A 22,232-nucleotide genomic window follows, 5' to 3' on the forward strand; every position below is an offset into this window, starting at 1 on the left:
CAGAAAAACCTGCGCGGCATTTTTTATAAATTTAGCTTGTCTTACTTAGTATACGACTGAGCGATATTATCGATACGCTCGTTAGCGCGCTCTGCTTCTGCCTGAGCTGCCATTGCTGCCTGCTTCGCATCTGCTGCCCTGGAAAGTGCGCTGCGAGCATCAGCACTTGCTGAGACTGCTGTGCTCTGAGCTGATTTCAGAGCCGTGACTTCCTGGCTTAGCTGCGCCACTTTTGAGCTTAGTTCGTTTAGCTGGTTAGTTGTTGCCTGGTCCGGACCTGATGCACAACCTGCCAGTAGCACAACTGAGCTTAAACCTGCTGCAAGCATTAACTTCTTGTTCATGTTAACTCCTTGTATTTTTCTGGGGATCACCAGGACTCAGTTATAAATTTATGATCCTGATAATTTCCTAGTTTAGCGCGAAAAATACTGAAAACCAGTGATATCAGTATCTTGTATGAAAAAAAGTATCAATCCGAGAGGTTGGTACTTTTTTTGAATAATTTTCTGCCAGAACCTAAGCTCTAATGCACTTGCACAGTAGCATTTCTAGTGTGACCTTTGCCCCCTTTTGAGTTAGAATGTCGCGCTATTTTTCACCAGTTATGAATATCGGAGCGTCCATTGCAATTTAAAGAGTTAGGTCTAGATAATCGCTTATTAAAGAACCTTAATCATTATGACTTCAAAAAAGCGACTGAAATCCAGCAGCAAGCGATACCTGTCGCTATTGCAGGAAAGGATTTGCTTGCGTCATCTAAAACAGGGTCTGGTAAAACGCTGGCTTTTGTTTTACCGGTTCTTCATAAAGCGTTAAAAACCAAGGCTTTCTCTGCAAAGGATCCTCGTGCTGTTATCCTTGCGCCAACCCGTGAACTGGCTAAGCAGGTTTATGGTGAGCTTCGTAGCATGCTGGGTGGTCTCTCTTATACTGCAGCTCTGATCTTAGGTGGTGAGAATTTTAACGATCAGGTTAAAGCGCTGCGCCGTTTTCCTAAATTTATCGTTGCGACTCCGGGACGTCTGGCTGACCACCTTGAGCACCGCTCTCTGTTTTTAGATGGTGTGGATACACTGATCCTGGATGAAGCCGACCGTATGCTGGATCTTGGCTTTGCACCTGAGCTGCGACGCATTCACAATGCTGCGAAGCACAGACGCCGTCAAACACTAATGTTTTCAGCAACGCTGGACCACGCTGAAGTGAACGATATCGCATCAGAAATGCTCAATGAGCCGAAGCGAATCTCCATTGGTGTTTCTAACGAAGAACATAAAGACATTACTCAGTCTTTCTACCTTTGTGACCACCTGGATCATAAAGAGGCGATTCTGGAACGTATTATCAGCGAAGCCGAATACCGCCAGATCATCATCTTTACTGCGACACGTGCTGATACAGACAGGCTGACTAAAGAGCTGAACGAGAAGAAGCTGAAGGCTGTTGCTCTGAGCGGAAACCTGAACCAGACTCAGCGTAATGCCATTATGAGCCAGTTTGAGCGCGCGGTTTATAAGATTCTGGTGACCACCGATGTGGCTTCCCGTGGTCTGGATATCGCCAATGTGACCCATGTAATTAACTTTGATATGCCAAAGCATACAGAAGAATATGTCCACCGTGTTGGTCGTACCGGCCGTGCTGGTAACAAAGGTACAGCGATTTCACTTGTGGGACCAAAAGACTGGGACAGCTTTAAGCGCGTGGAAGCCTTCCTGCAGCAATCCATTGAGTTCTCTGTGCTGGACGGACTGAAAGGCAAGTTTAAAGGCCTTAAGGCTAAGAAACCTGGCTTTAAGAAAGGTAAACCTGCGATGAAGTCGCAAAACAGCAAGGTTAAGCGCACAACTAAGAAGCCGGCCAAGCGAGATAAAGGCTTTTACCAGAATGTGGCTGTTGGTGATTCTGTATTTATCCCTAAGAAGAAGAAACCTGTTAAGCCTGAGTCAGAAGAGTAACTCTCTCTTTTGTCGAATAAAAACCGGAGATCAGTATCTCCGGTTTTTTTATAAATATGTGAACATTAAGTTAATTTCCTTCCGGCTCTGCTTTTCTATTCACAGAAATTATGCAAATTTAAGCGCAAAATCTCCTTTAATATCAATGTAGAAAGGAGAAAGTGCCATGTATCGTCAACTATCAGAAGAGAAGCGTTTGCAGATCTGGGCGATGCGTAAAGAGGGCAAGAATCAGTCAGATATTGCCAAGTACCTGAATATTCACCGATCCACTGTTAGCAGAGAGCTTGCCCGTAACTCAGGCCCGTATGGGTATGAACCGCAACTGGCTCAGCGGATGGCGGCCTATCGTAAAAAATTTCACACACAGATCGTGGAGAAACAGTATGAAGAGCTGCTGGATGGGCTCATTCATATGGGGCTGAACAAAGAGCAGTGTCAGGAATTCATTCTTCATCACCACCCGGAAATCACCATTGAGCAGCTTAATGAGCTTATTGACGCCTGTGTGAACGAATCAGAACAGAAAATGTTATAAATATGTGACCGGTTTCACGTGTTGCACTTGCTCTGTCCACCGAATTTTTCGTGTCAGACGGTTTGTTGCACTTGCCTGTTCATTGCACGCGAGAGAAAGGATTTCTGGTTATTTTTGTGTTGCACTTGCTCTGAAATGTAATCCCGGAACTTTTGTTGCACTTGCTACTGGTTTATTTGCTGGCTGCGTGTAAGTTATTGATATTTAATGAAATACACTTAATTTTTGGGTGTGATCAATATCACGTTTTTATTTCCTCTGGCTCTTTATATTTAACTCACCGCTAAGGTTGAAGGTAAAAAGATAAGGAGCAAGGAATGAAAAAATTTAACCATGTGGGCATTCCAACGACAGCAGAACATAAAGGTGAAGTCTTCTCTGAAGATATGGGCCTGTATGTGACCGACTTTATGAACAGTGAAAACCGTATTGAATGGTTGCGCTTTGCTGAAGGCAGTCCTATGCCGGAAGAGCTGAAAACGACAGCACATGTGGCTTATGAAGTGGATGACCTGGAAGAAGCGATGAAGGGCAAGAAAGTACTGATGGAACCCTTTAATGCCAGTGATACCCTGAAAATTGCATTTGTAATGGAAGATGAAGCACCGGTAGAGCTGATGCAGTTTGTCTGACTGAAACAAACCAATACAAAAAAGGCAGATCCGAAATAAAACAAAACTGCCTAATCCAATAACGTGAAAGAGTACCCGATAATGAAAAAATTTATTAACAACGCAGAAAACCTCACTACTGAACTTCTTCAGGGCTATGCGATGACTTTCCCTAAAAAAGTAAAAATCATCTCTGAAAAGATTGTTGCCCGTGTTACACCAAAAGACCCAAATAAAGTGGCCATCGTCACTTTAGGTGGTGCTGGTCATGAGCCTGCGTTAAGCGGTTATGTTGGTGAAGGTATGCTGGATTACTCAGTCGTGGGCGACATCTTTGCAGCTCCTGGTGCACCTAAGGTATTTGAGGCTCTGAAAATGGCTGACTGCCCGGCAGGCGTGCTGTTTATCGTGCTTAACCATGAAGGTGATGTGATGTCTGCCAACATGGCGATGGAAATGGCGAAGCGTGAAGGCATTAATGTGAAAATGCTGCTGACTCACGAAGATATCAGCGCCGGTCTTGATGCGGATGTGAAAGACCGCCGTGGTCTTGCCGGATGCGTGCCAGTTTACAAGATCGCTGGTGGTGCCGCTGAAGCGGGTCTTTCTCTGGATGAGGTTTACCGTGTTGCTGAAAAATTCAACCAGAGCATGGCAACGCTTGCAGTGGCTATGAGTAACGCCACTCACCCTCAGTCAGGTATGGAAATTGGTGATCTGGCGGCTGATGAGATGGAAATCGGTATGGGTCAGCATGGTGAAGGCGGTGGCGGCCGCATGAAGATCCAGACAGCGGATGATACGGCAAACATTATGCTTGATCAGGTATGTAAAGCCATTGATCTTAAGGCTGGCGATGATCTTATGCTGATGATTAACGGCTCAGGTGCCACCACTCTGATGGAAATGTTTATTGTGGCCCGCGCTTGTCACCTGTCTTTGCAGGAAAAACAGGCAACGGTCGCCCGCTCTAAAGTTGAAGAAATCTTGACGGTTCAGGAAATGGCCGGATTCCAGATGTGTATCGGTAAGTTTGACAGCGAAACACTGACATTCTGGGATGCACCATGTAACGCTCCTTACTGGACCCAGCAGTAACTTGTAGGTTGCTGCACCAACCGGGGTTTGGTGCAGCACATTCCTAAGCTCCCTATCTCTTACACAAAAATGCGCGTGTGGCGTAGGGAGTCTTTTTGCCCGAATTTAAGGGCAAATAAGTCAGGAGGAGAATCATGACTGTATTTAATCAGGATTTGTTATTCGGCATGTTTGAAACTGCAGCCAAAAATATTGAGGCTCAGGCACAACTGCTAAATGAACTGGACGGAAAAACCGGTGACGGAGACCACGGCACAACCATGCTGCGTGTTTGTCACTGTATTGAAGACGCTTTGCACAAAGAGCCTGAAGCCTGGAGTAAGCAGGTGGATGAGCTTGGCTGGGCCATTATGAGTCAGGACGGGGGATCAGCAGGAATGCTGGTGGGAAACCTGTTTATGGGAATTGGCTCAGGTCTGACGGAAGAAGAGTTGCCGCCGGAGAAAGCTGCCGCTGCGATCAAAAGTGGTGTTGACCGGGTCGTGCAGTTCAGCGGTGCTCATCAGGGTGATAAGACCATGTTAGATGCTCTGATCCCGGCAGCAGAAGCGCTGGAGAAAGAGGCCGTTTCAGGTGCTGACCTTGAAACCATGTTTGAGTCCGCCGCCAGGGCCGCCCGTGAGGGGGCTGAGGCAACCAAAGAGATGGTGCCGACCCGTGGCCGCGCTAAAAACATGGGAGAAAAAGCGGTTGGCTATATCGACCCGGGCGCGACAAGCATGGCGATTTTGTTTGAGTCGTTTAATCAGGCAATTCACGAAAAGCATTAATTAAGTTCTGTATTGCACGGAACAAAAAGAATTCAGAGGAAAAAACAATGGCAGATAATGATGGCCTAAAAGCCGGAAAAGATTATGGATTAGACCGGCCTGTAGAGCAGAAGGCGTTTCATGTAAAAGGCATGGATCATGTGGACTGGGGGATGAAAGACAGATTAAGCCGCATCTTCCGGCCGGACACCGGTAAAACCGTAATGCTGGCATTTGACCACGGCTATATGGCCGGGGCGATGTCAGGACTGGAAAGAATGGACTTAACCATTGAACCTTTAGCGCCATATGCCGATGCGCTGATGGCAACCCGTGGAGCGCTGAGAAGCTGCATCCAGCCAATACACAATAAGCCGGTGATTCTGCGGGCAAGCGCAGGCAGCACAGTACTGAAGGATGATATGAGCCATGAGGTGGTCGGGGTTGATATTGATGATGCCGTCCGAATTAATGCGTCATGTCAGGCAGTTCAGGTGTTTGTGGGGGCAAATGGTGAATGCTCAAGCTTGCAAAATTTGGTGAACACCATAGATGCCGGTGCGCGTTTAGGTATTCCGACACTGGGCGTTACCGCCGTGGGTAAAGAGATGGAGCGTACCCCCCGTTACTTTATGCTGGCAACCCGTGTGCTAGCTGAACTGGGCGCTCAGATTGTCAAAACCTACTACTGTGATGACTTTGAAAAAGTGGTTGCGGCATGTCCGGTTCCTATTGTGGTTGCCGGTGGTAAGAAGCTGCCTGAACTGGATGCACTAAAACTGGCTTACCGTTCTATTCAGTCAGGTGCTGCCGGCGTGGATATGGGCCGTAACGTATTCCAGGCAGAAAACCCGGTGGCAATGATTAAAGCAGTAAGCGGTGTGGTTCATGACGGACTGACCGCAGAGCAGGCTCTAGATCTATATCAAACTGAAAAAAGCATTCAGGCTTAAGGAAGGCGAATATGAGATTTTCACAATTTATCGTAATACCAGTAATCGTGGCGTTTTTGGCATTCACCATTCAGATAGTGGATCAGTTGCTGGCCCCTATGATGCCTATTGCCGGTAACGCAGGTTTTGGCTGGGTCGCCTTTATTGCATGGGCTATGTACTTTATGGCTGGTTGTACCCCGGAAGGTGGTAAGAAGACTTTTGCCGGCTATATCGCAGGTATTGTCGCATCCGTTGCCATTATGGAGTGTGGTGCGGCCTTTAGCTCTGCTGGCTTCTTCGCATTCCCGGTTGCTATCTTTATTGTGGTGATTCCATGCATCTGTCTGGAAAAAGTACCAATGTTTGATTTTGTTCCTGCGCTGTTTGTCGGTGCCGGCACCTTCTTTGGCATTATGTCTTACGTTGGCGGTGCGACTTATGTGACAGCCACCATTACCGAGTTAACTTACTGCGTAATTGGTCTGGTTTATGGTCTGGTAACCATTGTTCTCAGAGGCAAGTATGAGCACTGGGTTGAAGAGCACGACCATAGTCATGATATGCATACCAGTCATTAAAATTTAGCTTATCGGTTAGTAATGGGTCATTTTTGCGAAGGCAGAAATGACCTTTTTTATTTATGTCCCTGTCTTTACTTTGTGACAGTAATTGTTTTATTACGATGGTGACAGGTGACTGTTTTACGTGAGGTGTGAAAATAAAAAAATTATGTAAATCAATGGCTTATATGTTGCCTTTTTTATGTTTAATACCGGTTTTATATACGAATAGTCGAATATATTCTGTCATAGAGGCTTCAACATTGTGTAACACAAGCGTCATATTTCCCTTCTAAAGTAGCACTCGTTCAAACGAAACGGCAAAAACGCCAAATAGGAAATAGTGATGAAAAAAACAGTATTCGGTGCGATCGCTCTTCTGGGCGCACTAGCAGTAACTCCAGTATCAGCGAAAGAAACAATCTCGGCTGTAGGTTCTTCAAGTGTAACGCCACTGATGGAAGTTTTCGGTGAGACTTACATGAAGTCTAACTCTAACGTATTCATCGAAGTTCAAGGCCCTGGTTCTTCTGCTGGTGTTAAGGCAGCTAAGAATGGATCTGCCGACCTGGGTATGGCTTCTCGTAACCTTAAGCCTAAAGAAGAAGAGCCAACGCTTAAAACTCTGGTCGTTGCTCGTGACGGTATCGCTGTAGTTGTTAACCCTAAGAACAAGCTAAAGGGTCTGACTGCTGAGCAGGTTTCTGCAATCTACAAAGGTGAAATCACTAACTGGAAAGACGTTGGTGGTGCTGACAAGCCAATCGTAGCAATCACTCGTGACACTGCTTCTGGTACTCGTGGTGCTTTCGAAGACATCATGAAGCTTAAGAAGAAAATCTCTGGTAAGAAAGTGTCTGCTATCTCTCAGCGTGCTCAGGTTGCTAACGGTAACGGTGCTCTGAAAACTAACGTAGCTTCTAACCCATACGCTATCGGTTACATCTCTCTGGGTACAGTTGACTCTTCTGTACACGCTCTGGATATCGACGGTGTACCGGCTTCTGTAGACAACGTTAAGAACGGTTCTTACAAAGTTGCTCGTCCTTTCCTGGTTCTTTACAAAGAAGGCAAGCCATCAGCTGAAACTCAGAAGTTCCTAAGCTGGATGACTTCTGCTGATGCACAAGCAATCGTAGCTAAGAAAGGCTACATCTCAGTTAACTAAGTTAACAACCTAATAATTTTATTGCCCAGCCTGCTTATTTGGGCTGGGCTTTTTACTTTACATCCTTATTCAGTATTTTGTTTTTTGGTATGTGAGTTTTTGTTATGACCATCGTAAACAGTGAAATGCCTATGACTAGCGAAAAAAATAAAGGTCTGCGCGCTCAAAAGCGTGTTGACTGGAAAGAGCGAATCTTTCATGGCCTGTTTCTGACAAGTGCCGTAATCGGTATAGTCTCTCTTTCTATCATTGCATACTTTATTGTTGTAGAAAGTATCCCAGCGTTCCAGGAAGTCGGTGTTGCAGGCATCGTACTGGATGAAAACTGGCTGCCACCTGCGCTTTATGGTGTATACACCATGATTGTCGCTTCTGTTGTTTCGACAATGGGCGCGGTTCTGGTAGGTGTGCCTATCGGTGTACTGACAGCCATCTTTATCGCAGAAATTGCACCGAAAAAAGCGGCGGACATTATCCGTCCAGCAGTAGAACTGCTGGCTGGTATTCCTTCCGTGGTATACGGTTTCTTCGGCCTGGTAATTATCGTTCCTCTTATTCAGGATATCTTTAACGTTCCGGCGGGTAACACCATTCTGGCCGGTATTATCGTTCTGGGTGTGATGATTCTTCCAACGGTAATCACAGTATCTGAAACATCAATCCGCGCTGTACCCCGTACATACAAAGAAGGTTCACTGGCGCTTGGTGCTTCAAAAATCTACACCATCTTTAAGCTAATCGTTCCGGCAGCGCGTTCAGGTATTATGACGGCAGTTATCCTGGGTATCGGCCGTGCTCTTGGTGAAACCATGGCAATCATCATGGTTATGGGTAACGCGCCTGCGATGCCACAGGGCATTCTTGACTCGGCTCGTACACTGACAGCAAACATTGCGATTGAAATGTCTTACGCAAGTGGTGTACACGCAAACGCACTATACGCAACAGGTGTTGTTCTTCTTGTATTTATCATGGTGCTTAATGCTGCACTGCTTTACCTGAATCGTGAGAAGGCTAAGTAAGATGGATAGAGTAAAATTAAAACAGGCTCGTCAAAATAAAGACGCGTTTCTAAATGGTCTTATCTGGATTGCAGCTGCTTTAACAGTTGGCTTCCTGTTCTGGATTATCTGGTACATCCTTTCAAACGGTCTGCAGTATGTTGACTGGGATTTTATCACCGACAAGTACACAGCAACCGGTGAAGAGAAAGGTATCTTCCCGATGATCATCTCAACAATTTATATGGTTATCGCGTCGATCTCTGTAGCGGCTCCGCTGGGTATCATGACGGCGATTTACCTGACTGAATACGCAAAAGTAGGCAGCAAGCTGGTTAAAGTGATTCGTTTCTGTACTGAATCTCTGGCTGGTATCCCATCGATCATTTTTGGTCTGTTTGGTATGACCTTCTTTGTGGCGATTCTGGGCCTTGGTTTCTCGATTCTTTCTGGTGCACTGACACTGAGTATCCTGATCCTGCCTGTAATCATCCGTACAACGGAAGAAGCACTGATGGCGGTTCCTCAGACTTACCGTGAAGGTTCTTACGGTCTGGGTGCTTCAAAAATTTACACAATCTGGCGTTTGATTCTTCCAAGTGCAATGCCAGGTATCTTAACTTCGGTCATTCTGAGTATTGGTCGTGTAATCGGTGAGTCTGCTCCTGTATTCCTTACAGCGGGTATGGTGGCACGTATTCCTGAGTCTCTGCTGGATTCAGGCCGTACGCTAACCGTTCACCTTTATAAGCTGACAACTGAGCTGTTCACTATTGATGAATGGAATCAGGCATACGGTACCGCGACAGTGCTTATCGTAGTAGTACTGGTTATCAATATGCTTACTAAGCTGATTGCCAGCCGCTTTAACTCAGCAACTTACTAATTTAGACAGAATTGACGAATTGAGAGATTGAAAAAATGAACAAGTTTAACATTGAAAATCTGGATCTATTCTACGGCGAAAACCAGGCTCTTAAAAGCATCAACCTGCCGGTTCCTACTCGTCAGGTAACCGCACTTATCGGTCCTTCTGGCTGTGGTAAGTCTACGCTGCTTCGCTGCCTTAACCGAATGAACGACCTGATTGAAGGCGTAAAAATCACCGGTAAGCTGGATATGGACGGTGAAGATGTATATGGCAACATCGATGTTGCTGACCTGCGTATCAAAGTAGGTATGGTATTCCAGAAGCCAAACCCGTTCCCGATGAGCATCTACGAGAATGTTGCATACGGTCTTCGTGCTCAGGGCATCAAAGATAAGAAGCACATTGATATGGTCGTTGAGCGCTCTCTGCGTGGCGCGGCGCTTTGGGATGAAGTTAAAGACCGCCTTAAGTCTCACGCTTTCGGTCTTTCCGGTGGTCAGCAGCAGCGTCTGTGTATCGCCCGTACCATCGCGATGGAGCCGGAAGTTATTCTGATGGACGAACCAACTTCAGCGCTTGACCCGATTGCGACACACAAAATCGAAGAGCTGATGGAAGAGCTGAAGAAAGACTACACAATCGTTATTGTAACTCACTCAATGCAGCAGGCACGTCGTATCTCTGACCGCACTGCGTTCTTCCTGATGGGGGAGCTTGTAGAGCATGACGTAACAGCAAACATCTTCAATAACCCACAGGACGACCGTACTAAGGGTTATGTAAATGGTGATTTCGGTTAATTTGACCGACCCGGATTCTAAGAAGAAGCAGTATTAACTGGCATAAAACGATAAAAATAGCGATGGTATTATTGCCCCTCAGTTGAGGGGCTTTTTTTATAAATATAGCGGAGCCATCTGCCGCCAGAAACGACCCCGGTGAGCCCGTCCATCCCACTCATACATGCGGTGAGAAACCCCCTTCTGGTTAAGGATCTCGCTAATCATATGGTTGTTCTGCAGGAAGGGATCTTCTTTACCAATGGTAAAGACAATATCGCTATTGGCGATATGAGAAAGTCTTTCGGGATCATTCAGGTTTTGCAGAAAATGGGCTGGAGTGTGGTAATAAATATCTTCGTTATAGTAACCCTCGAACAGGTCGCCAAAGGACTCGATTGACCAGGTCAGGTCATAACGCCCCGAGAACGCAGCCAGTTTCTGGAACAGGTGTGGATGGCGGAAAAAGATATTTGCAGCGTGGAAAGCGCCAAGGGAGCAGCCATGTGAAATGGTGCATTCATGGTTGTTCATTTGTGCCATAAGTGGCAGGACTTCCTGGAGGATATATTCTTCGTATTGTTTGTGCCGGTTGATTCGTCCGTGGGGATGAGCCCAGAAACAGTACATGCTTTCAGTATCGATACTGTCCACACAGTAAAGCTGCAGATGACCCTTGTTGATTTTTTCTGCAACTGAATTTACCAGCCCCAGCTGTTCATATTCGTAGAAACGTGCACCTCTGGTTGGAAATACCAATACCTTTGCGCCGGCATGGCCAAAGACAAGAAGCTCCATATTACGTTCCAGATTCGGGCTCCACCAGTTGTGGTATTCACGATGCATCGTCTCCTCCTAAGACTGAAAAATAGTTTTCGAGTTTTTGACGCAACTCGTTGCGTTGCTTTACCTCGCCACGGTAATCAAAATGTCCGGCTTTGAGCCGGTATAGTTCTTTATGGTCTTCGCAGGCATTGTAAATGCTAAACTGTCCCGGTGGTGCGACAAAGGGGTCAAACATCGCCAGAGCCCAGTGTGTGGGCTGTTTAATATGCTTAGCCGCACAGGATGCGTCAAAGTAGGGCAGTGTTGCCGCTATTAGCTCAGGGTGTCTGGTTTCAAACTCACGCAGTGATTCTGTGCTTCCCACTGACGGGAGCGCCATACGAACCTTCGGGCAGCCAAATGTCGGTACATGAAAGTGACTCAGATTGATCCGGGAATCAAAAGCAGTGGCGAATATCCCGAGTCCTCCGCCAAAGCTGCTGCCGCAGAAACCAATATGCTCTTCTATCTGAGGAAACAGACTCAGCATAGCCGAAACTGAACACCAAATGTCCTGAACACAGCCACCAATAATATACTTCTCTTTGTCCTGAATATCATGCAATACATGCCAGTTTGGTTCACTGGATATCGGCTCACAGGCGCTGCGGCTGATGCCTCTTATACAGGGAACCAGTAATGCGGTGTTGCTGAGTTTCCAGCTGGTATCCGGTTCCTCAATGCCACCGTATCCATGGGTCCAGATGAGAGCGCCATTTACCCGGCCTTTGACAGGAAGCAAAAGCCAGCCGCCAATCCGCATTTTATCTGTGGAGTCAAAATAGCAGTCAAAGATCCGCCAGCCGTTTTCAATACGTCCGGTATCCTGAATGTTCAGGTAAGGTTTTACATCCAGGGCCTGCTGATATTTATTTTGCCAGAATCGGGCAAATCCGGCAGGCGCTCTGCCTGGTTTGATTTTGAGTAAACTCTCAGCATCATGACCATAGCTGGGGTCAAAATGGTAGCTGTGTTTAAATGTTCCGGACATAGGCGATATCGCTTTTGTGTTTGCTGACCAGTTTACCTGTTTAATGTTACATATTTACGTTTCTATTTTTAAAGGAGTTTTAACGGTCTGCAACGGAATCAATAATAAAACTGACGTAAAAGAGAAAGGAAGTCTCCCATACTTATACCTTTAAGTATAGGAGGGCTTTTCATTGATAAAACTAATTTTCTAGCGGATCACAATACTACGCGGGATCAGTTCTATTCCCGCCTGATAGCGTTTTGCTGAAGCGTTGAGTGCTGAGGCCAGCGCGCTGTCAGCAATAAGCTCAAACTGCTGAGGCAGTGAGTTAATCTTCATCGGCAGAAAATCAAGCAGACGGTTATTACCGAAGGTGCCCAGCTTAAGCTGATTCATCAGTGCCGGATGTTCAAGCAGAACATCCAGAACGCCTTCAAGAAGCGTGTATGACGTGGTGACGATAGCGTCAGGCACAGTACCGGCTTTTATCCAGCCCTTAAATATCTTCTTTCCTTCTTCGCGGTTAAAGTGCTCGCCATATCCTACGATTGCCTGCCTGGACTTGGCTTTCAGCGCAGATTCATAACCCAGCTGACGCTCTTTGGAAATGTTCAGCTTAGGCAGGGCTCCGATCAGGCCAACGGTCTCCACCTGATCGGATATAACCGACTTGGTGAGCTCGAAGGCAGCACTGAAATCTTCACTGATCACGCAAGAGAAGTATTCATCATCTAAAGGACGGTCAATGGCGATAACCGGTGTGCCTTTTTTCTGTACCTTCTGGTAATACTCGCTGGCATCCGGCAGACAGCTTGCCACAAACAGGGCTTCAATCCGGCGGCTGACCAGCGCGTCGGACAGGTTTTCTTCTGTTTTCGGGTCATCATCAGAGCAGCCAATCAGGATCTGATAGCCCGCTTTTCTTGAGTTTTGCTCAAGCAGCTTTGCAAGTTTGGCGTAACTGGTGTTTTCCAGATCAGGGATGATCAGGCCAAATGAGCGGCTGTGTCCCGCCCGCAGAGATGAGGCTGCATGGTCCGGCTTGTAGTTATATTCCTCTACAACCGCCATCACTTTCTTCTGTGTTTTTTCGCTTATCCGGTACTTTTTTGCTTTCCCGTTGATTACATAACTGGCAGTGGTTTTTGAGACGCCGGCCAGTTTGGCAACTTCATCTAGTGTCATTGGGTTTACCTTAATGTGTGCGCCTGATCATAAATTTATCGTTCAATTTCTATTCTGAGTTGAATTATACGCTGAACCGTTTCAGTATTAAAGCTGAAAGCATTCAGCAAAACTTGAAATATGACGGAAGTCACCTAGATTAATAATCAGGCCCATCAGCAACCGATTAATACGCTTTGCTGAATTTTTTTAAAGTAATGCTGAACCGATTCAGTCTAATTGAGCTGAACAGTGCTGAAGGGTTCAGCAAGTAAGAAAATTATTTTTAATGGCTCTGAATCAGAGCAAAAGAGGCAAAAGACGATGCTAAAACTGACCACCACAGATATCAAACTGCAACAGGCCGCTGACGAGAAGCAGAGTGCAATCCGCGCACTGGCTGCTGACCTTTCTGAGAAAGGTCTTGTTGATGCCGGTTACGTTGAAGGCATGCTAAACCGTGAAGCACAGAACTCGACTTTTCTGGGTAACGGTATTGCGATTCCTCACGGTACAACAGATACCCGCGGCCTGGTAATCAATACCGGCGTTGCGGTTCACCATTTCCCTCAGGGCGTTAACTGGGGCGACGGTAACACGGTTTATGTTGCTATCGGTATCGCAGCAAAATCGGATGAACACCTTGGCATCCTAAAGCAGCTGACAAAAGTTCTGTCTGACGATGGTGTGGAAGAGAAGCTGAAAAACGCCAGGTCTAAAGAAGAGATTATGGCGCTGCTAAACGGTGAAGTTCAGTTTGAAGCGGACTTTAATGAGTCTCTGATTCAGGCCGGTTTCCCTGCAACGGATATGGTTCAGATGAGCGCAGTTGCAGCCGGTCTTATCAAAAACACAGAAGCGGCAACTTCCGATTTTGTGGCGCAACTGGTAGCGAAAAAGCCGACTCATCTTGGCAACGGCCTGTGGCTGGTAAGTGGCAACGAAGGCGTATCACGCACAGCGATGTCTTTTGTTTCTGCTGAAAACGGCTTTGAAGAAGAAGGCCAGCCGGTTAAGGCTCTGATCGCTTTTGCCGCGTGTAATGGTGCGCATAAGAAGCAGCTGGATATCCTGACTCAGCTTGTTTTCCAGCAGAGACAAAAGGCGGTAGCAGAAGCAAATGCAACTGAACTGCTAAGCATGTTCAGCGGTGAAGATGCAGGTGAAGCTGCTGCTGACGGCGATGCAAATGTTGCAGTATTTAAGATTAAAAACCCGCACGGTCTGCATGCCCGCCCTGGTGCAATGCTGGTAGCGGAAGCGAAGAAATTTGAATGTAGCATCAAGGTGGCAAACCTGAATGGCGAAGGCAAGCAGGTGAATGCGAAGAGCCTGATGAAGGTGATTGCAATGGGAGTTAAGCAGGGTCATGAGCTTCAGTTTGTTGCAGATGGCGTGGATGCTCCACAGGCGTTAGAAGCTATCGGTGCTGCGATTGCTTCTGGTCTGGGTGAAGGTTAAGGAGCGGATTATGGCTACTAAGAAAGTCGTTACCGTTACCCTGAACCCTGCGCTGGACCTGACCGGCCACCTGAACACTCTGAATGTGGGTACGGTCAGTCTGGTTGATGAAGGTAATCTTCATGCTGCAGGCAAAGGTGTTAACGTGGCTCAGGTATTGTGTGACCTGGGCGCAGAAGTGACAGTAACCGGTTTTTTAGGCACTGATAACGAAGAGATGTTCTGCCAGTTGTTTGAAGAGCTTGGTGTGAACGATCAGTTTGTACGTGTTCGCGGTTCAACCCGTATTAACGTAAAACTGGTGGAAAAATCGGGCGCGACCAGCGATATCAACTTCCCTGGTGTTGAGGTTAAGCCGGTGGATATCGAACAGTTTGAAAGCTCGCTGTTCCGCCTGGCTGAAGACCACGATTACTTTGTCATCGCTGGCAGTCTGCCAAAAGGTATTTCACCTGAGCTGTGTGCTCAGTGGATTCAAAAGCTGCATGAAATGGGCAAAAAAGTGCTTTTTGACAGCAGCCGCGCGGCTTTAGTTGCGGGTCTGGATGCAAACCCTTGGCTGATTAAACCAAACGATGAAGAGCTTTCGGATTTTGTTGGCCGCGATCTGGTTTCTCCTGAACAGTGTCAGGCAGCGGCGATGGAGCTTGCAGATAAAGGTATCGCGAACATTGTTGTCTCCATGGGAGCAAACGGTGTGATGTGGTTAAACGAAGGAAAATGGCTGCGCTCACAGCCTCCTCGTATGGAAGTAGTGAGCACGGTTGGTGCGGGAGATACATTGGTGGCTGGTCTCTGTTGGGGACATATGCAGGAGATGGATAAACCGCAGTTACTGACTTTTGCAACAGCACTGTCTGCTTTGGCGGTATCGCAGGTCGGTGTTGGTGTTAAGAGCCTTGAAGAGCTCAAATCCTTACAAGAAAAAATTGAATGTTATGAACTTAACCAGTAACCGCTGGCAGAGTTAAACGAATATAAATATAAGGTCGATTATTATGAATATTGCAATTATTACAGCTTGTCCGAGCGGGGTTGCTAACAGTGTTATCGCAGCAGGTCTGCTGACACAGGCAGCACAGTCACTTTCATGGAGCGCAAAAGTTGAGTGTCAGTCTACAGTGATGGGTGGTGAGCCACTAAGTGCTGATGACATCGCTCAGGCTGAAGTTGTTGTTATCGCTGCAAGTACAGAAGTGGATACCAGCCGCTTCGTTGGTAAGAAAGTGTATCAGGCTGACATCTCTGATGTGACTGCGGATGCAAAAGCATTCCTGGAAAAAGCAGCAGCAGAAGCGGTTGAACTGACAGCAGACAAAGCGACAGCGGTTGCAGCGGCAGCTTCTGATGGCGCGAAGAAAATCGTTGCTATCACAGCATGTCCGACAGGCGTTGCTCACACCTTTATGGCTGCAGAAGCACTTGAAGAAGAAGGTAAGCGTCGCGGCCACCAGATTAAGGTGGAAACCCGTGGCTCTGTAGGTGCGAAAAACCAGCTTACTGATCAGGAAATTGCAGAAGCGGATCTGGTTATCATCGCTGCTGATATCGATGTTCCTCTTGACCGTTTCAACGGTAAGAAACTTTACAAAACGAACACAGGCCCTGCTCTGAAGAAAACTGAAGAAGAGATGGACAAGGCTTTTGCTTCGGCAACGGTTTACACTCATACCGGCGGTGCGGCTGCATCTGCAACAGAAGAGAAAAAAGGCGTGTATAAGCACCTGATGACAGGTGTATCTCACATGCTTCCTGTTGTTGTTGCTGGTGGTTTGATTATCGCACTTTCTTTTGTATTCGGTATCGAAGCATTTAAAGAAGAAGGCACAATGGCGGCAGCACTGATGCAAATCGGTGGCGGCAGCGCATTTGCTCTGATGATCCCTGTTCTTGCCGGTTACATTGCATTTTCTATTGCTGACCGTCCGGGACTTGCACCGGGTCTTGTCGGCGGTATGCTGGCTTCTTCAATCGGCTCTGGTTTCCTTGGTGGTATCGCAGCAGGTTTCATTGCAGGTTACGCAGCGAAATTCATTGCTGACAAAGTACAGCTTCCACAAACGTTAGAAGCACTTAAACCTATCCTGATCATCCCGCTTGTATCAACACTGTTCACCGGTCTTGTAATGATTTACGTAGTTGGTGGTCCGGTAGCAAGCATCATGGGTGCGATGACTGACTTCCTGCAAAACATGGGCAGCGCAAACGCAATCATGCTGGGTATTATCCTTGGCGCAATGATGTGTTTCGACCTGGGTGGTCCGGTAAACAAAGCGGCTTATACTTTCGGTGTTGGTCTTCTGGCTTCTGAAACTTACGCGCCAATGGCTGCAATCATGGCAGCAGGTATGGTTCCTGCGCTGGGTATGGGTCTGGCGACTTTCCTTGCTAAGAGCAAGTTTACTGAAGATGAGCGCGAAGGTGGTGTGGCTTCATTCGTACTGGGTCTGTGCTTTATCTCTGAAGGTGCAATCCCGTTCGCAGCACGCGATCCAATGCGCGTAATCCCATGTACTATGGCTGGTGGTGCGGTAGCAGGTGCGCTTTCAATGCTGTTTACTTGTGAACTGCTTGCTCCACACGGTGGTCTGTTTGTACTACTTATCCCTAACGCAATTTCACCTGTACTAATGTACCTGGTAGCGATTGCAGCAGGTACAGCAGTAACCGGCTTTGGTTATGCGTTCCTTAAACGTACAGCTGAACAGGAAGCTGCAGCGGCATAAGGAAACAAACACAATAACTAATCCTTGTTTGTAAATCATATTATGTCTCAATCCCTTAGCAGGGGTACCCCGTAAGACATTTTGGGACGCTCATAGAGTGTCCCTTTTTTTTACTCTTTATTATCTGTTCTGGAGATGAGTTATGGATAACCGCAGCAATAAGCCGATTCTTGTCGTAGACGATGAATTAGATGTCAGAGAGATGGTCTGTGATGTGCTTAGTCAGGCGGGATATCCTTGTGATTCGGTTGAGGACGGAGCGTCCTGCAGGCTCGAAATGAGTCAAAGGGATTATCATCTTATCATTATCGATTTAAAACTCAGGCAGGAAGACGGCCTTGAGCTTGCCCGAAGGATCCGGGAAGAGAGCGAAGTACCTATCCTGATGTTAACAGGTAAAGGAACAGAAACAGACCGCATCATCAGCCTAGAGCTTGCTGCCGATGATTTCCTGATGAAGCCCTTTAACATCCGTGAGCTGGTAGCCAGAGTAAACGCACTGCTACGCCGTTCCACCTTCAGCCATAGCAGAAAGCCGCAGGAGCTGGTAGAAGAGCATGACTGCCTCAGCTTTGATGGCTGGATACTAAACCTTTCCACACGTCAGCTTAAAAGCGCAGCAGGCGAATCCGTCCCGCTGACATTCGGTGAATATTCCATCCTAGAACTGCTGGCAAAGCACCCGAAAAGGGTCATGAGCAGAGAGCAGATCCTGACAGAGCTGCACGGCTTAGAAGCTAACTCCTTTGACCGCACCATAGATGTGCTGATTTCCCGCCTGAGAAACAAATTGGAAGCCAACCCGAAAAAGCCTAAGTACATAAGAACTGAGCGTGGAGTTGGGTATGTGTTTGCGGAAAGCGTGAAGTGTATTTGTTCATGAGATCGACATGTTGTTAATTTCATGAACATCCAGATTGGAGTTCCCAATGTTCATGAAATCGACATGATGTTATTTTCATGAACATTCATAAATAAGGTAGCCAGAAAAAGTTGTTTTGTAGTTTGAGCTATACCACAAAAAATGACCATTAACTGAAATTAACGCCTTTCGTTAACACGCCATTAATAATTGAGATAGTCGGTTAATAGTCCGGCGTTAAAGTGAGTTCAGTATCCGGCAGAGCACAAAGGTTGCGCTCTGATATAACTAGAAATGGAACTCTCATGACTCAGATAGGCGACACACATCATTCGGCCCCTCCTGTTCTGGAGATGAAGAATGTATCGAAAACATTTCCCGGCGTTAAGGCGCTGCAAAACGTAAAGCTAACGGTTTATCCGTCGGAAGTTCACTCTCTTATGGGGGAGAATGGTGCGGGGAAATCGACGTTGATGAAGATCCTTTCCGGTGCCTACCATGCTGATAAAGGCAGTGAAATCTTTGTTAACGGCAACAAGGTAAATATTACCGACCCTCTGGCGGCGAAAAAGCAGGGCATAGCGGTTATCTATCAGGAGTTGTCACTGGCTCCGAACCTTTCCATTGCAGAAAATATTTTTCTTGGCAGCGAAATTTCCAGTAACGGACTGGCTGACCGCAGAACCATGGAAGCACAATCTCAGCAGACTCTGGACAGACTGGGAGTCACATTCTCACCAAAGACGCTGGTTTCTGAGCTTTCGATTGCGGAGCAGCAGATGATTGAGATTGCCAGAGCGGTGCACGCTAACGCCCAGATTCTGGTCATGGATGAGCCGACAACGGCGCTGTCTACCCGCGAAACGAACCACCTGTTTGAACTGATTCATCGTCTGCGTGAAGAAGGTCTGGCGATTATCTATATCTCTCACCGTATGTCGGAAATCTATGAGCTTTCTGACCGCTGCTCCGTGCTCCGTGATGGTACCTATGTAGGCACACTAATGCGTGAAGATCTGTCATCGGAAGCTTTGGTGAAGATGATGGTTGGTCGTGATATTTCCGGTTTCTACAAAAAAGATCACCAGGAGTGTGAAAGAGCGGACAAGATTCTTGAGGTTAAAGATCTCAGCGATGGGAACAAGGTTAAGCCGAACTCATTCAGTCTTTATAAAGGTGAAGTGCTGGCAATCGCAGGCCTGGTTGGCTCCGGGCGTACTGAACTGGCAAGGCTGATTTTTGGTGCTGACGATAAGGCGTCCGGCGAGGTGTTCCTGAACGGTGAGAAGATGGAGATTAAAAAGCCTAAAGACGCCATTGATCAGGGCATTCTTTATCTGACTGAAGACAGGAAATCTCAGGGGCTGTTTCTGGATATGGACGTGTGTAACAACACCAACCTGCTTGCATTCTCTCAGGATTGCAGCCCGTCGAAAGTGCTGAATCTTAAGCGAAGAGATGAAAGAGCGAAATCAGCAATTAAATCTCTGAATATCCGGGTACCGCACGCCAGAGTGGCTGCGGGATCTTTGTCCGGCGGTAACCAGCAAAAAGTGCTGCTGTCACGCTTACTGGAGGTAAAACCTAAAGTGCTGATCCTCGATGAACCAACCCGTGGTGTGGATATCGGTGCTAAGTCCGAGATCTACAAGATCATCAATGAACTGGTGAAAAACGGTGTGGGTGTGCTGGTGATCTCCAGTGAGCTTCCGGAGGTCATCGGTATCGCAGACCGTGTGCTGGTGATGCATGAAGGCCATATAGCGGGTGAGCTGGATCATCATGGTGAACAAGAGATGAACCAGAACAACATTATGAAATTAGCGGCAGGTGCTTAAGGCACTTGCTCAGGGAAGAGATGAATTTCGAGAGCGAATAATATGAACACTACAACAAAGTCAGTTACTAACCCCGGCGCATTGCCTGATAAAGAAAAATTTTCACTGCAGGCCATACTGAAATCTGTCGGTATGCTACCGGTGCTTATCGTGCTGTGCATTGGATTTGAGGTGATGAGCGGACGTTTTATGTCCCTGGATAACCTTTCCATTGTTGCGCAGCAGGCGTCAATCAACACCGTTTTGGCAGCAGGGATGACCTTTGTCATCCTGACTGGTGGTATCGACCTGTCGGTTGGTTCCATACTGGCTGCCGCTGCCATGATTGCCGTTATCGTATCTAAGATCCCGGCCTTTGGCATGCTGGGTCTGCCGGCTGCTATGCTGGTGGGCGCCCTGTTTGGCCTGCTTAACGGTGGTCTTATCGCCTTCCTCCGGTTGCCTCCGTTTATTGTAACCCTTGGTGCGTTAACCGCTGTTCGGGGTGCAGCTCGTCTTCTGGGTAACGACACCACGGTATTTAACCCGGAAATGCCATTTGACTTTATCGGTAACGGTTCGCTGTTTGGTATTCCATGGCTGGTCATCATTGCCGCAGCGGTCATCCTGATTTCCTGGTTTATTCTGAAACGTACTGTGCTGGGTATCCATATCTACTCTGTTGGTGGTAACGAAAATGCGGCCCGCCTGTCCGGTATCAACGTCGCAGCAGTGCTTCTGTTTGTGTACGGCATGTCCGGCCTGTTATCCGGCCTTGGTGGTGCGATGTCGGCAGCAAGACTGTATGCCGCAAACGGTACTCAGTTGGGGGTTGCCTACGAGTTGGATGCCATTGCTGCGGTAATTCTTGGGGGAACCAGCTTTGTCGGCGGTATCGGTACTATCTGGGGAACACTGATTGGTGCCTTAATTATCGCGGTACTGACCAACGGCCTGATTCTGACCGGTGTGCCGGATGTTTGGCAGTACATCATCAAGGGCCTGATTATTATCGGTGCGGTGGCACTGGACAGATACCGCCTTGGCAGCTCACACACTTAATTTATACACATCGAAACCTGACTTATACATCCAGAGATGGAAATAACGGTGAGGCCGGAAACGGTCCGCCACTAAATGTGAAACAAACAATAATGTGACATGGAGAATGGAATGAAACTATTTAAACGTCTTGCTATTGCCAGCGCTATGATGGCATCAATGACAGCCGGAGCGAATGCCGCTGACCTGAATAAAATTGGTATCTCTCTTGGCTCAATGGGTAACCCTTTCTTTGTTGCCCTGGCAAATGGTGCGGAAGCTCAGGCTAAGCAGATAAACCCAGATGTAGAAGTTCTTTCTATGGGTTACGACTATGACCTGGGTAAACAGTTTAACCAGATAGATAACTTTATTGCAGCGGGCGTTGATATCATTCTTCTGAATCCGGGCGATCCAAATGCTATCGAACCGGCAATCAAGCGTGCTCAGAAAGCCGGTATTGTTGTGGTATCTGTGGATACCGCGGCGAAAGGTTCTGATGCGATCGTAACAACGGATAACGTAAGTGCTGGTGCCGTTGCCTGTAAATACATCGTAGAGAAACTGGATGGTAAAGGTGACGTGATTATCCAGAACGGTCCTCAGGTTTCTGCGGTAATCGACCGTGTAACCGGCTGTAAAGAAGAGCTGGCGAAAGCGCCGGGTATCAATGTCCTTTCTGACGACCAGGATGGTAAAGGCTCCCGTGATGGCGGCATGTCAGTAATGCTTGGTCACCTGACCCGCTACCAGAACATTGATGCGGTATTTGCTATCAATGATCCACAGGCTATCGGTACTAACCTTGCGGCTAGGCAGCTTAAGCGCAAGGATATCATTATCACTTCTGTGGATGGTGCGCCGGATATCGTGGCCGCGCTTAAAGATCCTTCTTCTCCAATGATTCAGGCATCTGGTAGCCAGGACCCGTATCACATGGCAGAAAAAGCCGTTGAACTTGGATACAAAATTATGTCCGGTGAGAAACTGGATAAGAGCGTGATGTTGCTTCCTTCAGCGCTGGTTGACCGTTCGAATGTGGATGCCTACCAGGGATGGGATGCAGTTCGCTAGGCAGCAGTGGCAGGGATC

General features: G+C 47.3%; 22 protein-coding genes. 18 read left to right on the plus strand and 4 right to left on the minus strand.

The features are described 5' to 3' along the window. Nucleotides 1–41: 41 nt before the first annotated feature. Entirely contained in the window at nucleotides 42–344 is a 303-nt protein-coding gene (locus L3Q72_RS20370) for an Lpp/OprI family alanine-zipper lipoprotein (RefSeq protein ID WP_275132382.1), read from the minus strand. Nucleotides 345–626: 282 nt separating this feature from the next. Between L3Q72_RS20370 and L3Q72_RS20375 the strand changes: the two genes are divergently transcribed. The 11 genes from L3Q72_RS20375 to pstB all read left to right on the plus strand — a co-directional run bounded on the left by L3Q72_RS20375 (nucleotide 627) and on the right by pstB (nucleotide 10,292). Next, nucleotides 627–1,961, plus strand: a complete 1,335-nt coding sequence (locus L3Q72_RS20375) for a DEAD/DEAH box helicase (RefSeq protein ID WP_275132383.1) — start codon at nucleotides 627–629, stop codon at nucleotides 1,959–1,961. 166 nt (nucleotides 1,962–2,127) lie between these two features. Beyond that, complete coding sequence (locus L3Q72_RS20380; RefSeq protein ID WP_275132384.1) at nucleotides 2,128–2,499, plus strand: helix-turn-helix domain-containing protein; 372 nt, start codon at nucleotides 2,128–2,130, stop codon at nucleotides 2,497–2,499. A 317-nt stretch (nucleotides 2,500–2,816) separates the two neighbouring features. After that, complete coding sequence (locus L3Q72_RS20385) at nucleotides 2,817–3,131, plus strand: hypothetical protein (RefSeq protein ID WP_275132385.1); 315 nt, start codon at nucleotides 2,817–2,819, stop codon at nucleotides 3,129–3,131. Nucleotides 3,132–3,212: 81 nt separating this feature from the next. Then, complete coding sequence (locus tag L3Q72_RS20390; protein WP_275132386.1) at nucleotides 3,213–4,208, plus strand: dihydroxyacetone kinase subunit DhaK; 996 nt, start codon at nucleotides 3,213–3,215, stop codon at nucleotides 4,206–4,208. A 134-nt stretch (nucleotides 4,209–4,342) separates the two neighbouring features. After that, a complete protein-coding gene (dhaL, locus tag L3Q72_RS20395; protein ID WP_275132387.1) occupies nucleotides 4,343–4,978 on the plus strand; it encodes a dihydroxyacetone kinase subunit DhaL in 636 nt (211 codons plus the stop codon). A 47-nt stretch (nucleotides 4,979–5,025) separates the two neighbouring features. Next, the gene (gene lsrF / locus L3Q72_RS20400) at nucleotides 5,026–5,910 is read left to right on the plus strand and encodes a 3-hydroxy-5-phosphonooxypentane-2,4-dione thiolase (protein WP_275132388.1); all 885 of its coding nucleotides are present in this window, start codon (nucleotides 5,026–5,028) and stop codon (nucleotides 5,908–5,910) included. Between the two features lie 11 nt (nucleotides 5,911–5,921). Further along, nucleotides 5,922–6,470 carry a DUF1097 domain-containing protein gene (locus L3Q72_RS20405; RefSeq protein ID WP_275132389.1) on the plus strand — a complete coding sequence of 183 codons (549 nt, stop codon included), beginning with the start codon at nucleotides 5,922–5,924 and terminating at the stop codon, nucleotides 6,468–6,470. A 328-nt stretch (nucleotides 6,471–6,798) separates the two neighbouring features. Further along, on the plus strand, nucleotides 6,799–7,620 hold the full coding sequence (locus L3Q72_RS20410) for a phosphate ABC transporter substrate-binding protein (protein ID WP_275132390.1): 822 nt from the start codon (nucleotides 6,799–6,801) through the stop codon (nucleotides 7,618–7,620). 104 nt (nucleotides 7,621–7,724) lie between these two features. Next, nucleotides 7,725–8,642 (plus strand): phosphate ABC transporter permease subunit PstC, encoded by a 918-nt coding sequence (gene pstC / locus L3Q72_RS20415; RefSeq protein ID WP_275132391.1) that lies wholly within the window; start codon nucleotides 7,725–7,727, stop codon nucleotides 8,640–8,642. Nucleotide 8,643: 1 nt separating this feature from the next. After that, nucleotides 8,644–9,507, plus strand: coding sequence for a phosphate ABC transporter permease PstA (gene pstA / locus L3Q72_RS20420; protein ID WP_275132392.1), 864 nt, complete (start codon nucleotides 8,644–8,646; stop codon nucleotides 9,505–9,507). Between the two features lie 35 nt (nucleotides 9,508–9,542). Beyond that, a complete protein-coding gene (gene pstB, locus L3Q72_RS20425) occupies nucleotides 9,543–10,292 on the plus strand; it encodes a phosphate ABC transporter ATP-binding protein PstB (protein ID WP_275132393.1) in 750 nt (249 codons plus the stop codon). A 96-nt stretch (nucleotides 10,293–10,388) separates the two neighbouring features. On the opposite strand, the gene L3Q72_RS20430 is transcribed toward pstB, so the two are convergent. The 3 genes from L3Q72_RS20430 to cra all read right to left on the minus strand — a co-directional run bounded on the left by L3Q72_RS20430 (nucleotide 10,389) and on the right by cra (nucleotide 13,254). Next, entirely contained in the window at nucleotides 10,389–11,117 is a 729-nt protein-coding gene (locus tag L3Q72_RS20430; RefSeq protein WP_275132394.1) for an alpha/beta hydrolase-fold protein, read from the minus strand. Further along, nucleotides 11,107–12,087 carry an acetylxylan esterase gene (locus L3Q72_RS20435; protein ID WP_275132395.1) on the minus strand — a complete coding sequence of 327 codons (981 nt, stop codon included), beginning with the start codon at nucleotides 12,085–12,087 and terminating at the stop codon, nucleotides 11,107–11,109. Before L3Q72_RS20435 ends, L3Q72_RS20430 begins: the two co-directional genes overlap by 11 nt. A 189-nt stretch (nucleotides 12,088–12,276) precedes the next feature. Further along, nucleotides 12,277–13,254 (minus strand): catabolite repressor/activator, encoded by a 978-nt coding sequence (gene cra / locus L3Q72_RS20440; protein ID WP_342752171.1) that lies wholly within the window; start codon nucleotides 13,252–13,254, stop codon nucleotides 12,277–12,279. A gap of 303 nt (nucleotides 13,255–13,557) precedes the next feature. On the opposite strand from cra, the gene fruB reads away from it, so the two are divergent. From fruB to L3Q72_RS20475, 7 genes are all read left to right on the plus strand, one after another. Then, nucleotides 13,558–14,694 carry a fused PTS fructose transporter subunit IIA/HPr protein gene (gene fruB, locus L3Q72_RS20445; protein ID WP_275132396.1) on the plus strand — a complete coding sequence of 379 codons (1,137 nt, stop codon included), beginning with the start codon at nucleotides 13,558–13,560 and terminating at the stop codon, nucleotides 14,692–14,694. A gap of 10 nt (nucleotides 14,695–14,704) precedes the next feature. After that, nucleotides 14,705–15,649 (plus strand): 1-phosphofructokinase, encoded by a 945-nt coding sequence (gene pfkB, locus L3Q72_RS20450; RefSeq protein WP_275132397.1) that lies wholly within the window; start codon nucleotides 14,705–14,707, stop codon nucleotides 15,647–15,649. 43 nt (nucleotides 15,650–15,692) lie between these two features. Then, on the plus strand, nucleotides 15,693–17,420 hold the full coding sequence (gene fruA, locus L3Q72_RS20455) for a PTS fructose transporter subunit IIBC (protein ID WP_275132398.1): 1,728 nt from the start codon (nucleotides 15,693–15,695) through the stop codon (nucleotides 17,418–17,420). A 142-nt stretch (nucleotides 17,421–17,562) separates the two neighbouring features. Next, nucleotides 17,563–18,303 carry a response regulator transcription factor gene (locus tag L3Q72_RS20460; protein ID WP_275132399.1) on the plus strand — a complete coding sequence of 247 codons (741 nt, stop codon included), beginning with the start codon at nucleotides 17,563–17,565 and terminating at the stop codon, nucleotides 18,301–18,303. A gap of 284 nt (nucleotides 18,304–18,587) precedes the next feature. Next, nucleotides 18,588–20,120 carry a sugar ABC transporter ATP-binding protein gene (locus L3Q72_RS20465; RefSeq protein ID WP_275132400.1) on the plus strand — a complete coding sequence of 511 codons (1,533 nt, stop codon included), beginning with the start codon at nucleotides 18,588–18,590 and terminating at the stop codon, nucleotides 20,118–20,120. Between the two features lie 42 nt (nucleotides 20,121–20,162). Continuing rightward, nucleotides 20,163–21,161, plus strand: coding sequence for an ABC transporter permease (locus tag L3Q72_RS20470; protein ID WP_275132401.1), 999 nt, complete (start codon nucleotides 20,163–20,165; stop codon nucleotides 21,159–21,161). A 111-nt stretch (nucleotides 21,162–21,272) separates the two neighbouring features. After that, on the plus strand, nucleotides 21,273–22,214 hold the full coding sequence (locus L3Q72_RS20475; RefSeq protein ID WP_275132402.1) for an ABC transporter substrate-binding protein: 942 nt from the start codon (nucleotides 21,273–21,275) through the stop codon (nucleotides 22,212–22,214). The last annotated feature ends 18 nt before the right edge of the window (nucleotides 22,215–22,232 follow it).

It is taken from the genome of Vibrio sp. JC009 (genome assembly GCF_029016485.1).
In the GTDB taxonomy this organism is placed as follows: domain Bacteria; phylum Pseudomonadota; class Gammaproteobacteria; order Enterobacterales; family Vibrionaceae; genus Vibrio.

Coding starts and splice junctions, on each gene's coding strand:
- L3Q72_RS20370 (WP_275132382.1), bottom strand. CDS start 344: ATGAACAAGAAGTTAATGCTTGCAGCAGGTTTAAGCTCAGTTGTGCTA.
- L3Q72_RS20380 (WP_275132384.1), top strand. CDS start 2,128: ATGTATCGTCAACTATCAGAAGAGAAGCGTTTGCAGATCTGGGCGATG.
- L3Q72_RS20385 (WP_275132385.1), top strand. CDS start 2,817: ATGAAAAAATTTAACCATGTGGGCATTCCAACGACAGCAGAACATAAA.
- L3Q72_RS20390 (WP_275132386.1), top strand. CDS start 3,213: ATGAAAAAATTTATTAACAACGCAGAAAACCTCACTACTGAACTTCTT.
- dhaL (WP_275132387.1), top strand. CDS start 4,343: ATGACTGTATTTAATCAGGATTTGTTATTCGGCATGTTTGAAACTGCA.
- lsrF (WP_275132388.1), top strand. CDS start 5,026: ATGGCAGATAATGATGGCCTAAAAGCCGGAAAAGATTATGGATTAGAC.
- L3Q72_RS20405 (WP_275132389.1), top strand. CDS start 5,922: ATGAGATTTTCACAATTTATCGTAATACCAGTAATCGTGGCGTTTTTG.
- L3Q72_RS20410 (WP_275132390.1), top strand. CDS start 6,799: ATGAAAAAAACAGTATTCGGTGCGATCGCTCTTCTGGGCGCACTAGCA.
- pstC (WP_275132391.1), top strand. CDS start 7,725: ATGACCATCGTAAACAGTGAAATGCCTATGACTAGCGAAAAAAATAAA.
- pstA (WP_275132392.1), top strand. CDS start 8,644: ATGGATAGAGTAAAATTAAAACAGGCTCGTCAAAATAAAGACGCGTTT.
- pstB (WP_275132393.1), top strand. CDS start 9,543: ATGAACAAGTTTAACATTGAAAATCTGGATCTATTCTACGGCGAAAAC.
- L3Q72_RS20430 (WP_275132394.1), bottom strand. CDS start 11,117: ATGCATCGTGAATACCACAACTGGTGGAGCCCGAATCTGGAACGTAAT.
- L3Q72_RS20435 (WP_275132395.1), bottom strand. CDS start 12,087: ATGTCCGGAACATTTAAACACAGCTACCATTTTGACCCCAGCTATGGT.
- cra (WP_342752171.1), bottom strand. CDS start 13,254: ATGACACTAGATGAAGTTGCCAAACTGGCCGGCGTCTCAAAAACCACT.
- fruB (WP_275132396.1), top strand. CDS start 13,558: ATGCTAAAACTGACCACCACAGATATCAAACTGCAACAGGCCGCTGAC.
- pfkB (WP_275132397.1), top strand. CDS start 14,705: ATGGCTACTAAGAAAGTCGTTACCGTTACCCTGAACCCTGCGCTGGAC.
- fruA (WP_275132398.1), top strand. CDS start 15,693: ATGAATATTGCAATTATTACAGCTTGTCCGAGCGGGGTTGCTAACAGT.
- L3Q72_RS20460 (WP_275132399.1), top strand. CDS start 17,563: ATGGATAACCGCAGCAATAAGCCGATTCTTGTCGTAGACGATGAATTA.
- L3Q72_RS20465 (WP_275132400.1), top strand. CDS start 18,588: ATGACTCAGATAGGCGACACACATCATTCGGCCCCTCCTGTTCTGGAG.
- L3Q72_RS20470 (WP_275132401.1), top strand. CDS start 20,163: ATGAACACTACAACAAAGTCAGTTACTAACCCCGGCGCATTGCCTGAT.
- L3Q72_RS20475 (WP_275132402.1), top strand. CDS start 21,273: ATGAAACTATTTAAACGTCTTGCTATTGCCAGCGCTATGATGGCATCA.